Here is a 14,132-nt window from a genome sequence, read left to right as displayed (position 1 = left end):
CCCTTTATTGAGTACATTTGGGAATGCCTATAAAAAAAAGAAAGCCTTTCAATCTACCCTCCCCAATTAAAATACTAAACAGCCGACATTAATTGGTATGAATATAGGCAGTTGACATATTTTGAAATAGCCTCATATCATTGTTTTATGCTGCTTACTCAAGAATTTAATGATTGTTTTATCTACACCTATTGAGGTCAGTAAATTATTCCATTAGAATCGAGCTAGTCTTGATTTTACTTAACATGAAGGGATGTATTATGAAAAAGATTCTTATGGCTGCAACAGCAGCATTAGCACTTGCTGGTAACCCAGTAATCGCTCAAGAAAATGCAGGTGGTTCTGAGTCATCTAGCGCTACCGTAGGTGGTGTTGGTGTTGGTACTATCGCTGCCGGTGCTGTTGGTCTAGCTATCGCTGGTGCGATTGTTTCTAACAACCGTGGTAATTCAAACACAGTTGATGGCGGCGGCGACCCTACTTGTGGCGAAGGCGAAACTTTAGTTGACGGTGAATGTGTACCTTCAACCACTACTACAGTTACATCTACAGTTACAACTTCTGTAACTGGCACAGTAACGACTCCAGTAACTGTTACTGCAACAACGACTTCTTTATAAGTTTTATTTGTTGTTAAAAGCCGCCTTTAGGCGGCTTTTTTATTGTTAAGGCTTTAATTTTAGTTAACATACCTCGCTTAATGATCTAACTCGGACATACGCCCACCCATGACCATCAAAAGATTTGCGTTTGCCATTTTCGTGGCTATTGCTACTACCAGTTGTAGTGGTACGTATCACGCCTATTACGACACCCTTAAAATCGCATTTTCAGAACCTAAAGACGCCGACATGACATTAGCCCAAGTGGCCGAATCAAAAATAGATGTGATGTCAGTACAGCGAGGCGAAAGACCTAAGGCCATTATGGCGCTCGCCTACCTCGAGAACGGTAGACATAAATGGGTTTCAGGTGACAACGCCATGTTTGTCATGGAACAAGGCCGGGTTGTGCGCACCCTAGGGCTTAACAAAGACTTACTTTACTTAGGCAATAGTCAAGAGGATCCACTGAAACGCATTACTAGCAACGCAAAGGCCAATAGTAGTGCAAAACAAAGCAACCAGTGGCGCTACATCACAGATTGGTCAGGGGATGAATACGGTCACCCAATTGAATCGCATTTTACTGCTCCAGAAAACGAAACATTAACTCTGCTGAGTAAACCTATTCACACCTATCATTACGTAGAAACACTGAGTTATCAGGCCCCATCAGATTACCTTCGTTTTAATCAAAGCTGGCAAAATCATTACTGGTTTGACCAACAAAGTGGGGCTTTAGTCAAAAGCATTCAAACGCTGTCTCCTATTAGTGAGCCAGTAGAGTTTGTGTATTTAAGCCGTATCGCCCGTTTAGCTCATTAAGAATGTATTTACCCATGAATAAGCTTATTAAAATAACCCTGCTAAACCTGTGTATTTTTAGCAGTGCTTTGCATGCCCAAGTGACCCTCACTTGGCAGAACCACACCCAGTCATACCCGCAAGCGATTCGATTAACTGAAGCACTAGTGCCCTTAATGCAATCAGCATACGGTAATTCAGACCAGACGGCAGATGGTTTTAGCAGTAACAACATTAGCAATATTTACTGGCCTGCTGCGGCCCTATATGAAACTCAAGAAAGCAAAGTAGCGCCTCTTCAAGCCCAGCGCCAACGTTTGTTAGAAAAACTAACCACATTGCACCAACGCTTTGCAAATGATGACCGAGCTCTGCTTAGCGCGATCGATCAGCTCACTCAGGTCGTGAATAGCTGGCAGCTCGGTAAGCGCTCACCCATAAAGATTGACCTAGATTTGGCCCGTATACAGCCGCCCAAAAACCCGCTGTTAACCGAAGGCGACTATACCCTGAGTGCCAAGCCTCGTTCAAACACGATCTTTATTACCGGAGCGGTGAATCAAACGCAAGTTGTGGCCCATCAGGCCTATCAAGATGTAAGCCATTACGTGCCAGCAAGCGCGCGTATCGATAAAGCCAATCAGGATTATGTGTATGTGATCCAAGCTGACGGGCGCGTCATTTTTGCCCCCACAGCTTACTGGAATAAGCAACACCAGGAGGTGATGCCTGGCAGCCTGCTGTTTGTGCCTTTTAACACCTCTTTATTCCACCCTGAACTAGCAGAAGTTAACGACCTTGTTGTGTCTTTAGCAAAAAATAGGCTGCTGTAATGGCTAAAATGACCGAAACAAAACAGAAAAAATATATGAAATTTACCTGGCTGACACTCGCCTCTTCGTTAACCTGTTTGAGTAGCTACGCCCAACAAGATTCAGACTACAACGACTGGAATATTTCCCCCGTTGGCAGCTCTCTTATGGTGCATGGTGGTACCGGCCTTATTCAAACGCCAACGTCACGGATGTTAGCCGAAGGCGATCTGCGCGTTAGCTACACTGACAACGACGAGTATCGCTTTTGGTCTGCAACCTTGCAGTTGTTCCCTTGGATGCAAGCCACTGTGCGTTATACAGATACGCGAACTCGTTTATATAGTTCTTCTCCTGGCTTCAGTGGCGATCAAACCCTAAAAGACAAAGGTATTGATGCGAAATTCCGCTTACTAAAAGAAAGCTACTACCTGCCTGAACTATCGGTTGGTTTTCGGGATTTTGGCGGTACTGGCTTTTTTGAAAGTGAGTTTATCGGCCTAAGTAAAAAAGTGGGCCCAGTAAACTTTCACCTTAATATGGGATGGGGCTACTTAGGCACAGACGGTAATGTGTCTAATCCATTTTGCGACCTTACCGACAGTTTCTGTGACCGCCCAGGCGGGTTTACCGGCAATGGCGGCAAAATTGACTACCAACGTTTTTTCAAGGGGCCTGCGTCACTGTTTGGTGGCATCGAGTACCAAACACCGTGGGAGCCATTACGCTTAAAAGTAGAGTATGAAGGCAATAATTATGTCAATGATCGCGCCGGAGCACTTGAGCAAGACAGCAACTGGAATTTTGGTGCCAATTATCGTTGGAATAACTTTGACTTTAGCCTGAATTACCAACGTGGCAACACTATCGGATTTGGGGTTAGCTACAACTTCAACTTGCATCAAATTAGTCAGCTAAAGTTTGACGAGCCTCCTCGCGAACTAAGCGCTAAACCTAAAGCAAGCTCCATAGATGACATTAACCTAGCTCGCATGAATCGCGACTTATTCAGCCAAGCCGGTTTTATTACCACCGACAGCGACATAAGCGATGAGCAGGTGACAGTTTATGGGCAGCAAATTAGTTATCGAGACAACGACGTCGCCATCGAGCGTATGGGCCGTATTATGGCCTCTGAGTTGCCTGACAGCGTAAAACAGTACAAGGTGGTAAACACCAACGGCTCTGTACCCTTAGTACAAACCCAAGTTGACGCAGATGCCTTTAAACGTGAAGCACGCTATGAAACGGTAACGCCTGATATACAGAGCACCTATCAGCGCCAAGACATACAAAGCGATACGCTTGCCAACTATGACCCAGCTAATACCACAGGCTTTTTTACTGGTATCGAAACTTTTTGGGTGCAAACCTTTGGCAATCCAGAAGATTTCTACCTTTACCAAGCAGGAATACTGGCCAATGGCGGTTACAGTTTTAATGGTAAAACCAGTGTTGCCGGTACAATCAAAGTCAATATATTCGAGAACTTCGACAAATTTAACTTTACCACAGACAGCGCTGACAGTACCTTGCCTCGCGTGCGCACCAATGCGAGGGAATATGTGTCAGACAGAACCGTCACCATGGAAAACCTCTATCTGCATTGGAATGACCGAATCGCTCCCAACCTTTATGCACAGGTGTATGGTGGATATTTAGAGGCCATGTATGGTGGTGTAGGAGCTGAGTTACTTTATCGACCCGTTGACAGCAACCTAGCTTTCGGCTTTGACATCAACTACGTACAGCAACGCTCTTGGGAAGATGACTTTGCCTTTTACGATTACAAAGTACTTACCGGACATGCCAATATTTACTGGCAACCTAGCTTTTTACCTGACACACAACTGACTTTTAATATTGGCCAATACCTAGCTAAAGACAAAGGGGTGACCGTTGACTTTGCTAAGCGCTTCGACAGCGGCATTGTAGTAGGGGCATTTGCAGCATTTACCGATGTCAGCGCAGATGAATACGGCGAAGGTAGCTTTACTAAGGGCTTTTACTTATCGATACCCTTTGATCTGTTTTCACTTAAATCGTCAAAAGGCCGCGGGCGCTTACCGTGGATCCCGATTGCTCGCGACGGTGGTCAACCATTGGTTCGCCCAGTTACTCTTTACGGCACAACAAGTGAGCGCTCGCCATTTGCAAGATAATGATCAGACCCCGTCTCAGATCCAGCTAGGGGAAGATCCAGGTGAAGCAAAATAAGCGTAAGAGTATTCGACTTTATTAGGGATGGCATCTTGTTAGCTTTTAGTAATTAGCTCTTAGTAAAAAAAGCTAACACAAGAACGCTCACAATATAACGATTAAGCCGCTAGCCAGCGGCTTTTTTGTTGCATAATTTTACTCTGAGAAGCAACACTTCTAACCTGTACAACACTCCATTGTTCTTTCCCCCATTCCGCCCTGAACTAATACTGTAAAACCAACAAAAATGTGTTGCTAAAATGTCTTTAGCCACTACGCCGACGTTATGGGGGTATTACACAGGGGCGTGACAGATTAGGTCTTGTATTCAGTCACGTGAATACAAGAATGATGTCTAGAAATTCTGGCTGATACTAAAATAAACAGCAAGTGAGGGAAAACGAAAATCACAAGAGGTATGACGGAACAATAGTGAGTATGCTGCACTTTGTTTATACGATATAACAAGCGGCCTCAGCATCGTCCTTGTTCACCAGCCCAGAACCCTCTACGAGTTGCGTCAACCCAAGATAGGCAGACATAAACATTCATATACAAGTCTGTAATGCAATGCCAATAAAAAAACCCTAAGTCGGAAGACAAAGGGCTTAAAAAAATGATTTAGCAATTGTGAAGCTTTAAGTATCCTAGCCCTAAAACCAGGGGGGCTTAGTTTGTACTACGTCTGAAAAAGCGAGACATCTTCCACACATGAATAAAGGAATAATCATACAAAACGAATATACCGATGAATAACCCTAACATTACCACTTCAGGTATACGGTAATATTCACCAGCAAGACCAAACCCGGCCATCAACATGGCAATAGAGCCAATAGTAAATAAGGCTTGTACCGATGAGAAACCGAAACGCATAAATATATGGTGCAAATGATCGCGGTCGGCAGATAATGGCGACTTGCCTTTTTTAACACGACGGTGCATCACAGCGAACATGTCCATTAAGGGTACAGCGATAATCCATAATGCCGTTACAGGCCTAAAACTCGCTTCACCGTCTTGAGTGCCTAACACAAGTAGCCAGATAACACTCAAGCCAATCATCATGCTACCCGCATCACCCATGAATATTTTTCCGAAGAACTGCCTTAACCCACCTAAATTAAATAATAAAAAGGCAGATAGCGCTGCAACAAAAATCGCTGAGATAGTAAATAAGTCAACATTATTCGCCCAGTAAAACAACACACATAAGCTACTAAAAGTCACTACGCCAAGCACGCCGACTAGGCCGTCAATACCATCTGTCATGTTAAATGCATTAATCGCAGTGGCTACAGCAAGCAATGTTACAGGTAAGGCAAAAACGCCTAAATTAACATTACCGAAGCCTAGCAAGTCACCCATATCATAAAGCGCATGCCCTGCCCCAAGCACTAATATTGAGGCTATCAACAACTGTGCTACTAAACGCACTTTTGCGCTTACATCGTAAAAGTCATCCAAAGCGCCAATTAACACCATGAACGAGCAAGAGATCATATACAGGTTAACCAACTGAGATTCAGGTAAGAATACCTGCGACACAATCAACACAGTGAAATAAATAGCAATGCCGCCAATTAACGGTATTTCACCTAAATGGCGTTTACGTTCACAAGGCCTATCCACCAAACCTATATTGGCGGCTAAAGGCCGTAACCCAACAATAGATAGGCATGCTACAGCGAACGCCCACACAAACACTGAGTTGTAATCCCCAGATATAAAATCCATTGTATATCTCCAAAAATAATCTTCGACTATTGTAGCATGCAATTTATGAAGGAATCACTACGAAGGGTGGAAATATATTACACAATTTATCTTAACAAAGAGGGAGGTCTTCATTTTCTAAATACAGCCCTCCAAGCATAAAATAGAAAACACTCTAACGACTTGAAAAATCTAAGGCCTTCTACTTCGCGGTAAATTTGCCACTGTCGTTTAGCCTTTTTTACTTTATTTCTTGAAATCGAGTTCGGTAATATTCGATAACCAGTAAGAGGTTCCGGAATTACAAACGCTTTTTTTCCCGTTCGTAAAAGCTTTAACCAAGTAGCATAATCTTGCCCGGTTCTTAACAATGGCATTTGAATATCAGGGAAGGCATCCTTCCTAATCATGACTGTAGAACAACCTAAGGTGGCTTTTTTTCGCAACATATCTTCGTAAGTAAAGCTACCGTACTGTTTGGAATCTACTGTTTTTCCAAGCGTACTTCCATACGCGTCCAGTAAATAATAAGCGGTAAAGCTAAAATCGATGTCCGTACCCATGAATAGTAATTGCTGCTTTAATTTAGATGGTAACCAAACATCATCACTATCAATAAAAGCCAAATAATCACCTCTGGCTTCTTGAATAGATTTATTTCTCGATACAGCAGACCCTGAGTTATCAGCATTACGAAAGATTTTTACTCTATTATCATTCTCTAAAATATCCAAAAGTACCGACCAAGTTGAATCCATTGAGCAGTCATCAGTTACAAGCCACTCCCAGTTATCATAGGCTTGATTTTTTATGCCAATGTAAGTATCCAAAATCGTTTCTTCTGAATTAAATGTCGCGGTAATAATCGATATTAAGGGGTTATCAGAAGTGTTTTCATTACTCATTTAACTTACTTATTTCAGCCTCAACTTTTTCGACATCCGACGGGATGTCTACTGCAATAGAGCCATCTCCCACTTCAACCATTTTTACGTGAAAACCAGACTCCAAAAATCTCAAAATCTCTATATCTTCGATGGCTTCCAGAGGCGTTTTTGTGGGATTTTCTTTGAAGAATTTAAGATGAGCCTTAGAAAAAGCATAAATACATACCTGTTTATAACAACGCTTGAATAGGCCATCTTTTGAAGCTGGGATACCAGCTCGACTCATATAAATAAGCTTATTGTTATTATCGAACACCACTTTAGGTATGTTTAGCGAAAAAAACTCATTAGAAGATGATATCAGACACATTGCATTAGTGACCATACCTTCGGATTTATAACTTTCGATAACCTGACGAATATGTTCAGGTTTAATCAAGGGCTCATCGCCTTGAACATTTATGACAAAATCAAATTTATATTGTTCATTTGCTTCCGCAATCCGATCAGTGCCCGTCAAGCAATTGGCAGAGGTCATTATCACTTTTCCACCAAAGCCCCGAACGACTGAAGAGATATTTTCATCGTCAGTAGCGATGTAAACTTTCTCAATGCCTACTGCTTCAACAGACTTCTGCCACACGTGTTGGATCATTGGTTTATTTTGTATTAGCGCAAGAGGCTTTCCAGGGAACCTAGAGGATTTATAACGAGCTGGAATAATTACTGCAAAATTATCTTTTTCGGAGTTAGTCACTAAAAACCCTCGTAATCATATATTATTGGAAAGCGATATTTTAAAGCTAGTTTTTTCATTTTATCCTCAACATTGGAGTACGCTAAAAAAGCCAAAAAATCTATTCCGTTTTCAAACGCCGCTTCAAAGTCTGATACCGAATCGCCCACCATCAAGACTTTAGCGTCGGGATTATTTGATAATATCTTTTTGACAATATTTACTTTAGTGCTTGGGGAGCCGTACACATTCACGAAATAAGAGGCTAAACCATGCTTTTCAAGTACACTACGCAACTCATTTTGCTCAGACCCGCTTGCCACAAACTTTTGCCCAGGGATCCGCTTTACTAACTCTATAAAACCAGGAACTAATTTACATTGAACGTATAATTCAGAACATAAATAAGAGTATTTAGAGAGAATTTCTTGGTAAATAGAGTCTCTATCATCATTACCAACATTCAGGATTGTATCTACAAAGTGAGCGATATGATGAAAACGTGATTTACCAAAGTTATTTTTAAAGTAATCCACACAACTTTCAGTGAGTTGTGAACTGAAATTTTGACTTATTAGAGATTTCTTCATTGCGTCTATCTTAAAATCATTAGAATCCAGAATAACCCCATCGCAATCAAAAATATAAATATCAAATTCATTAATTAGTGTCATAAATTGAACTCCTAACAATCGGATAAGTAGTGGGAGTCAGTGACTTAATCGGGCACGCATTTTTAATTTGAGAATACAGAGTAAATATATTCACCATTTCTTGTTGCCGAATGTCTCCCATCCCATATCCATCAAGTCCAACGAACCCTATATTTTTAGCATTACCAGTATTTAATGCACCTAATATATAACCAACGGTAACATCATGAGGAATAGTGACAAATTTTTCTTCAATAGAAAAAACCTTATCCTCTACACTTAAGCCGTAGTCAAATAGTTTTAATGATTTAAGTGAAGCTAATTCATCCGTGGAAAATCTATGTTTAGGTAAAATTAATGAGCCTCTTAAGTTTTTGTATCTTTCTGAATCAGATAAATACTTTGTATTATGAGAAATCACATGATAATCAATCAGTTCTGGACTAACTCCATCAACAAGGTTAATAGCAATAACAATAGGCTTTTTCTGTCGGATATAAATCTCTATTGCGTTTTTATATCTTTTAGTACTTGGCCCATTTGTTAAGACAAGTATTTCTCGACCTTCAAAGAGTGAAATCATATCTAATGAGCCCAATACTTCTGCACTCGAATTGTTGAAATTTAAAGCCGCATTTAGTATTTCACCATTATAAGAAGATGTGCCCTCTATCGTGTTTAAATAATCTATAGCGCCTACTACCTCGCTCGAACCAAAGTGAGTATTGGAGAGTAAATTTTGAATGTACGTCGGATGTACTTCGTTCTGTGCGCCAAGAAAATATAATAAATTACTTCCCCAACCGTATTGCTTCTGCATTTTTTCGAAATAGTGTATTACAAGTTTATATATAGCTTTAGGTTTGTATTTTTTCTCTACAGTATCTAAAACTGCGAGTAATATTTCAGTTTGTGTGTTTCCTGCACCTCTTCCCATACCTGTAACTGTGCAGTCAACCCAATTAACTCCTAAATCCATAGCGGCTAGGGTATTATCTAACCCCTTCCCCATATTATTATGGGTATGAATACCTAAGAGGCTATTCCATCCTTCACGAAGAGCAGCTACTATCCGAGCAACCTCATTCGAGTTCATATTTCCCAATGAATCGGCAAAATACAGTACGTCTACACAAGACCACGCCCAGATTTCTTTTGCTTTTTCAGTAATCAATGCGGAAGACTTTCCACCCGATTGCATTAGATTAAAACCTACAATATAGCCCAAATTTTTCAAGTGCTTTACGAACGGACCACATTGTTCTACCTCGTCAAAATGAGCAGCAACACGCACAAAAGATAGCTTACTATTTTCAGCAGGTATAAATAATTCATCGATCGCAGAAGTAACTGAAAGGGATGATGTCAAAATAGTTTTTGCGTCAACCATAACACCATATTTTGGGCCTATCGGAAGCTCAATGGAATTCAAATGAAGTTCGGTCGTATAAGCGTATGCTCCCAAAAAACCTTCTTTCGAAAAATTTCGTAAACCAAGTTCAACATATTCTATGCCTGACTCAGCGATAGAGTGCAAATAGTTTTCAACTATTTCCTCCTGAAAGTCCCACTGATTATAATACCCTCCATCTCGTAAGGTACAGTCAAGCAACGCAAGATTATCTTTCATAAAGCTCTCTTCTTATATAAATTTGGTACTAAAGAACTGCTTGATTTTGCTACAAACAAACTGAATGTCCTCTATAGATAAATGCTCACCAATTGGTAGACTTAATAAATCTCGATCTTGTTTACATGCACTGAAATTACTACAGTCATCTTTTATATACCCGTATGCTTCTAATTTCGGGAGCGCTATTGGGTAATGAACTCCTGATTGAATATCATTATCACTTAGAAATTCTTTCAATTTATCTCTTTCAGATACACGAATTACGAATAAATGATATACCTGCTTTGCCCATTCTTCTCTTTTAGGTAAAATTAGGCCATCAATACCTTCCAATAAATCCAGATATTCTTTCGCTAGCTGTATCCGCTTCTCTGTCCATAAATCTAAATGCTTCAATTTGACTGAAAGTACAGCTGCTTGCAATCCATCAAGCCGTGAATTACGCCCTTCAAATGTATGATCGTACTTCTCTTTCCGGCCATGATTAGCTATCATTCGAGCCCTGATGGATAAGGTTTTATCGTTAGTGACGATTGCCCCCCCATCTCCGTACGCACCTAAATTTTTACCTGGGTAAAAACTAAATGTGCCAATATGGCCAATTGCACCGACTCGACATCCTCGGTATTCAGCAGCATGGGCTTGGGCGCAATCCTCAACAACTTTCAGATTATGTTGCTGAGCTAATTTTAAAATAGTATCCATATCTGCGGGATGACCGTATAAGTGCACAGCAATAATAGCGCTAGTTTTAGAGGTTATTTTTTCCTTCAGACTAGATATGGATATAGTATAATTATTTGGCTCATTATCACAAAATACCACTTTTAAGCCAGAACGTGTAACTGCTTCGGAACTGGCTATAAAACTATTAGCGGGTACTATAACTTCACTGCCTTTCGGTAAAGCTAGAGCTTCTAGAGCAATCTCTATTGCATCAGTACCATTTCCAACTCCAACACAGTATTTACTATGTTGGTAGTGCGCAAAGGACTCTTCAAAGTTCTTAACTCTCGCTCCACCAATAAAGGCTGAATCATTTAACGTTTTGTGAATCGCACCATCGATTTCTTCTTTAATCGAGTTGTACTGACCAGCTAAGTCTAAAAATTTAATCATTACTTGTTTTCCTAATAGTCAATTTGCCTAATAACTAAAGCTGGATGTCCTGCTACTACAACATTATCTTCAACATCTTTAGTCACTAAACTTGCTGCACCAACTAAACTATTTCTTCCTATTTTAATTCCAGGGAGGAGAGTTGAATTTGCACCAATTTTAACGTTTTCTTCTAACGTGGGTCCTACCAGATTATTTTTTACATCTGGAGATTGAGGATATTTAGCATTAGTGAACACAACATTTGGACCAATCCAAGTATTTAAGCCCAAAATAGAAAACTCAGGAATAAAAACCTGACTATGAATCCTCGTCCCGCTACCTATATTAATATGATGCTCTATAACGGACAGCGTTCCAATACTTACATTGTCACCAATTTCATTATTCTCTCTAATATTAGCTTTATTCCCAGTTTGAAAGTTATCACCTATTTTATTACCAGCATATATAACAGTACCGGAACGAATGACAGCATTTGCTCCTATAGTTGTAACCAAGCCTTCTTTCCCTTTAACGGGAGAGCCAATAATGCAATAGTCTTCGATTACAACGTTGTCACCTAACAAAACATTAGGATGAATTATGGCGCTTTCTGAAATATAGTTCAAAGTTATTCACTCACATTTAAAGGGCTTCATCAGATACTTAAAATTAATTTACACCGAGCTTGCAATATTTGGGTTTAAAACGTAAGTACACTTCCTTACCAGTTTCTATTGACTCGTAAATTGCGCTTATTAATTCCAGACTTTTCCTGCCCTTAAGCCCATCAACAAGTGCATTTTTATTGTTTAATATGCAATCTACTACATGCTCGTAATAAGCTTGATGCCCAAAACCATAAACATTAGGTGGATTTACGGAATATTTATCTAAAACTGAGTCATCTTCATCATTACGCTCTAAAAAGTTCCAAGTTTTCATTTCATTCACAGCAAAACCTGCAATTTCTACTGTGCCCTTTTCTCCAAGGACCGATATAGACCCCTCAAGGTCTTTGGGCCTTGCCGCTGTTGTAGCCTCAATAATACCGAGCGCCCCACTTTTAAACTTAACGGTTACTACAGCGGTGTCTTCTGCTTCTATATTTACTAAGGCAGTTGTACTTCTTGCGAAAACACTCTCAACGTCCCCCATAATCCACTCTAGTAAATCAATATGATGACTCGCTTGATTTGTTAATACTCCACCATCATTCGCCCAAGTCCCTCGCCAGCTATCTTGGTCATAATATTCTTGAGGCCTGCACCAACGAACACGAATTGTTCCGAGCACCATTTTACCAAACCTATTTTCGTCAACCGCTTCTCTCAGTTTCTGCACTGGAACATTAAATCTATTTTGTTTTACGACAAACAGCCTACAGTTATTTTTATCACATGCTTCTATCATTTTATCAGCATCATCGAGAGTAAGAGCCATAGGCTTCTCGACGACTATTGACTTTCCATATTCAGCAAGTTCAACAACGTTTCTAGCATGAGCACCTGATTCAGTAAGTACAACAACGACGTCAATATCTACCTCATTCATCATCGAGTGCATATTATCAAAGCTCTTTATTTTAAAAAGTTCTGATATTTTATTGGCTTTCTCGATACTGGTATCACATACAGCAACCAATTCAGCACCATTAATTAAACCATTTCCAAGTAACTCAGCATGGCGCTTCGAAATTCGACCACATCCTAACAACGCAAATTTAATCATTCCCCTCCCCTTAAATATAAAAATTAAACTACCAAAACTTAAATATCAACACATCCAATTTCTTAAAAACAAAATAGCAAGCCAAAATATTTGTAAAAAAAACAGAGCAACTGTACATAATAGCCGCACCTAAAGCGCCGTAAATTGGTATAAAATAAAATCCTAATAAAGTTGATACGAATACCGAGAATATTGATATATCTCTAAATAGCTTTTCCTGGCTACACATTTGTAATAACCAACCTACGGATCCTGTTATTATATTAACCAACTGTGCTAATAATATAACCACAAGTACGAATTCTCCGTTATCTCTAAAATAGCCACCAAAATATCCCAAAAGTTCGCTTTTCAGAAAAAATATTAATATTAACAACGGAAGTACGAAAAAAAGAGATACTCTACAAGCGAGAGTAGCTATGGATTGCAACTCACTTAACTTATCATTGGCGAATGCATGAGAGTACCTAGGCGCCACCACTCTATTTATCGGCACCATTACAAAAGATGATATAGTAGATATTTTCATACAAACAATAAATAATGCCACTTCTTTTGAATCAGCAAGCGCTCCAAGCAAAATGGGAGCAACACTACCGTTAAAGGTTCCTAAAATATGTGTAATTTGAAAATTTCTACTTTTTCTATATAGTGAAGGTATGTTAACTTGTTGAAAAACGAAACGAATTTTCACATTATACTTATTCAGCATAATTACTGATATAAAAACACCCCAAACACTAGAAAAACTGTATATAGCTAACAATGAAAACAAAGAGTCAACTTCGAAAAACCAAAGCAATGTAAGTAATAAAACTTGCCTGACTATCACATTATACAACGTACCGTGCCAAGCTTTTTTCAGACCTTGAAAAAAAAACAAATATAATTCACTAATCGTAGAAAAAACCACTATAAAAAAAAGAAAAAACAATTCGAAAAAAGTTACTACATTTGCCAAATTGGAGAAGTAGAAAAGGTAAATAACATATAGAAAACCACATAATATTGACATTAAAACTACTATTGTAAAATACTTCGAGACTGTACCTACTTCTTCTTTCGAAATATCTTTTAAGGAAAGGTGTCCGAATCCGAGTAATGAAAACGGAATGATGAACGTAACCATACTCAAGATCAAAAAATAATCACCCGAGCTCTCAACGGCTAAGTTATTAGTGATAAAGCTAACAACTACTATTCCAATAACAGCTGAAAAAATCCTAACTAAAAATAGATAAAAAGACTCTGTTAACAT

At 39.5% G+C, this 14,132-nt stretch carries 13 protein-coding genes; 4 read left to right on the top strand and 9 right to left on the bottom strand.

Annotated features, from left to right (window positions below; genetic code table 11):
- Positions 1-260: 260 nt before the first annotated feature.
- The 4 genes from GCHA_RS12190 to GCHA_RS12175 all read left to right on the top strand — a co-directional run bounded on the left by GCHA_RS12190 (position 261) and on the right by GCHA_RS12175 (position 4,380).
- Positions 261-620 carry a hypothetical protein gene (locus GCHA_RS12190; protein WP_007988588.1) on the top strand — a complete coding sequence of 120 codons (360 nt, stop codon included), beginning with the start codon at positions 261-263 and terminating at the stop codon, positions 618-620.
- 108 nt (positions 621-728) lie between these two features.
- Positions 729-1,427, top strand: a complete 699-nt coding sequence (locus GCHA_RS12185) for a YjbF family lipoprotein (protein ID WP_007988587.1) — start codon at positions 729-731, stop codon at positions 1,425-1,427.
- 14 nt (positions 1,428-1,441) lie between these two features.
- Positions 1,442-2,239: a capsule biosynthesis GfcC family protein gene (locus GCHA_RS12180; protein ID WP_007988584.1), complete on the top strand. Its 798-nt coding sequence runs from the start codon at positions 1,442-1,444 to the stop codon at positions 2,237-2,239.
- Positions 2,239-4,380 (top strand): YjbH domain-containing protein, encoded by a 2,142-nt coding sequence (locus GCHA_RS12175; protein ID WP_007988582.1) that lies wholly within the window; start codon positions 2,239-2,241, stop codon positions 4,378-4,380. The genes GCHA_RS12180 and GCHA_RS12175 overlap by 1 nt, the downstream gene beginning before the upstream one ends.
- Positions 4,381-5,086: 706 nt before the next feature.
- Here GCHA_RS12175 and wecA read toward each other — a convergent pair.
- The 9 genes from wecA to GCHA_RS12130 all read right to left on the bottom strand — a co-directional run bounded on the left by wecA (position 5,087) and on the right by GCHA_RS12130 (position 14,132).
- Positions 5,087-6,154 (bottom strand): UDP-N-acetylglucosamine--undecaprenyl-phosphate N-acetylglucosaminephosphotransferase, encoded by a 1,068-nt coding sequence (wecA, locus tag GCHA_RS12170; RefSeq protein ID WP_007988580.1) that lies wholly within the window; start codon positions 6,152-6,154, stop codon positions 5,087-5,089.
- A gap of 110 nt (positions 6,155-6,264) precedes the next feature.
- Positions 6,265-7,038, bottom strand: a complete 774-nt coding sequence (locus GCHA_RS12165) for a glycosyltransferase family 2 protein (RefSeq protein ID WP_007988579.1) — start codon at positions 7,036-7,038, stop codon at positions 6,265-6,267.
- Complete coding sequence (gene kdsB, locus GCHA_RS12160; protein ID WP_007988577.1) at positions 7,031-7,777, bottom strand: 3-deoxy-manno-octulosonate cytidylyltransferase; 747 nt, start codon at positions 7,775-7,777, stop codon at positions 7,031-7,033. Before kdsB ends, GCHA_RS12165 begins: the two co-directional genes overlap by 8 nt.
- Positions 7,777-8,430, bottom strand: a complete 654-nt coding sequence (locus tag GCHA_RS12155) for an HAD family hydrolase (RefSeq protein ID WP_007988576.1) — start codon at positions 8,428-8,430, stop codon at positions 7,777-7,779. The genes kdsB and GCHA_RS12155 overlap by 1 nt, the downstream gene beginning before the upstream one ends.
- The gene (locus tag GCHA_RS12150; RefSeq protein ID WP_007988572.1) at positions 8,417-10,039 is read right to left on the bottom strand and encodes an aldolase catalytic domain-containing protein; all 1,623 of its coding nucleotides are present in this window, start codon (positions 10,037-10,039) and stop codon (positions 8,417-8,419) included. The genes GCHA_RS12155 and GCHA_RS12150 overlap by 14 nt, the downstream gene beginning before the upstream one ends.
- Before the next feature lie 12 nt (positions 10,040-10,051).
- On the bottom strand, positions 10,052-11,161 hold the full coding sequence (locus tag GCHA_RS12145; RefSeq protein WP_007988570.1) for a DegT/DnrJ/EryC1/StrS family aminotransferase: 1,110 nt from the start codon (positions 11,159-11,161) through the stop codon (positions 10,052-10,054).
- 11 nt (positions 11,162-11,172) lie between these two features.
- Positions 11,173-11,772, bottom strand: a complete 600-nt coding sequence (locus GCHA_RS12140) for an acyltransferase (RefSeq protein WP_007988568.1) — start codon at positions 11,770-11,772, stop codon at positions 11,173-11,175.
- A 43-nt stretch (positions 11,773-11,815) separates the two neighbouring features.
- Positions 11,816-12,874 carry a Gfo/Idh/MocA family protein gene (locus tag GCHA_RS12135; protein WP_007988567.1) on the bottom strand — a complete coding sequence of 353 codons (1,059 nt, stop codon included), beginning with the start codon at positions 12,872-12,874 and terminating at the stop codon, positions 11,816-11,818.
- Positions 12,875-12,902: 28 nt separating this feature from the next.
- Complete coding sequence (locus GCHA_RS12130; RefSeq protein ID WP_007988565.1) at positions 12,903-14,132, bottom strand: oligosaccharide flippase family protein; 1,230 nt, start codon at positions 14,130-14,132, stop codon at positions 12,903-12,905.

It is taken from the genome of Paraglaciecola chathamensis S18K6, from assembly GCA_000314955.1.
GTDB classification, from domain to species: Bacteria; Pseudomonadota; Gammaproteobacteria; order Enterobacterales; family Alteromonadaceae; genus Paraglaciecola; species Paraglaciecola chathamensis.
Note: the sequence above shows the minus strand (reverse complement) of the source record. Positions and strands in the feature narration are given on the sequence as shown.

Bases quoted from the DNA above. Each gene is read 5' to 3' on its own strand.
- GCHA_RS12180 (WP_007988584.1), top strand. From the start codon at position 1,442: ATGAATAAGCTTATTAAAATAACCCTGCTAAACCTGTGTATTTTTAGC.
- GCHA_RS12130 (WP_007988565.1), bottom strand. From the start codon at position 14,132: ATGTTAACAGAGTCTTTTTATCTATTTTTAGTTAGGATTTTTTCAGCT.
- wecA (WP_007988580.1), bottom strand. From the start codon at position 6,154: ATGGATTTTATATCTGGGGATTACAACTCAGTGTTTGTGTGGGCGTTC.
- GCHA_RS12150 (WP_007988572.1), bottom strand. From the start codon at position 10,039: ATGAAAGATAATCTTGCGTTGCTTGACTGTACCTTACGAGATGGAGGG.
- GCHA_RS12135 (WP_007988567.1), bottom strand. From the start codon at position 12,874: ATGATTAAATTTGCGTTGTTAGGATGTGGTCGAATTTCGAAGCGCCAT.
- GCHA_RS12145 (WP_007988570.1), bottom strand. From the start codon at position 11,161: ATGATTAAATTTTTAGACTTAGCTGGTCAGTACAACTCGATTAAAGAA.
- GCHA_RS12185 (WP_007988587.1), top strand. From the start codon at position 729: ATGACCATCAAAAGATTTGCGTTTGCCATTTTCGTGGCTATTGCTACT.
- GCHA_RS12175 (WP_007988582.1), top strand. From the start codon at position 2,239: ATGGCTAAAATGACCGAAACAAAACAGAAAAAATATATGAAATTTACC.
- GCHA_RS12165 (WP_007988579.1), bottom strand. From the start codon at position 7,038: ATGAGTAATGAAAACACTTCTGATAACCCCTTAATATCGATTATTACC.
- GCHA_RS12190 (WP_007988588.1), top strand. From the start codon at position 261: ATGAAAAAGATTCTTATGGCTGCAACAGCAGCATTAGCACTTGCTGGT.
- GCHA_RS12155 (WP_007988576.1), bottom strand. From the start codon at position 8,430: ATGACACTAATTAATGAATTTGATATTTATATTTTTGATTGCGATGGG.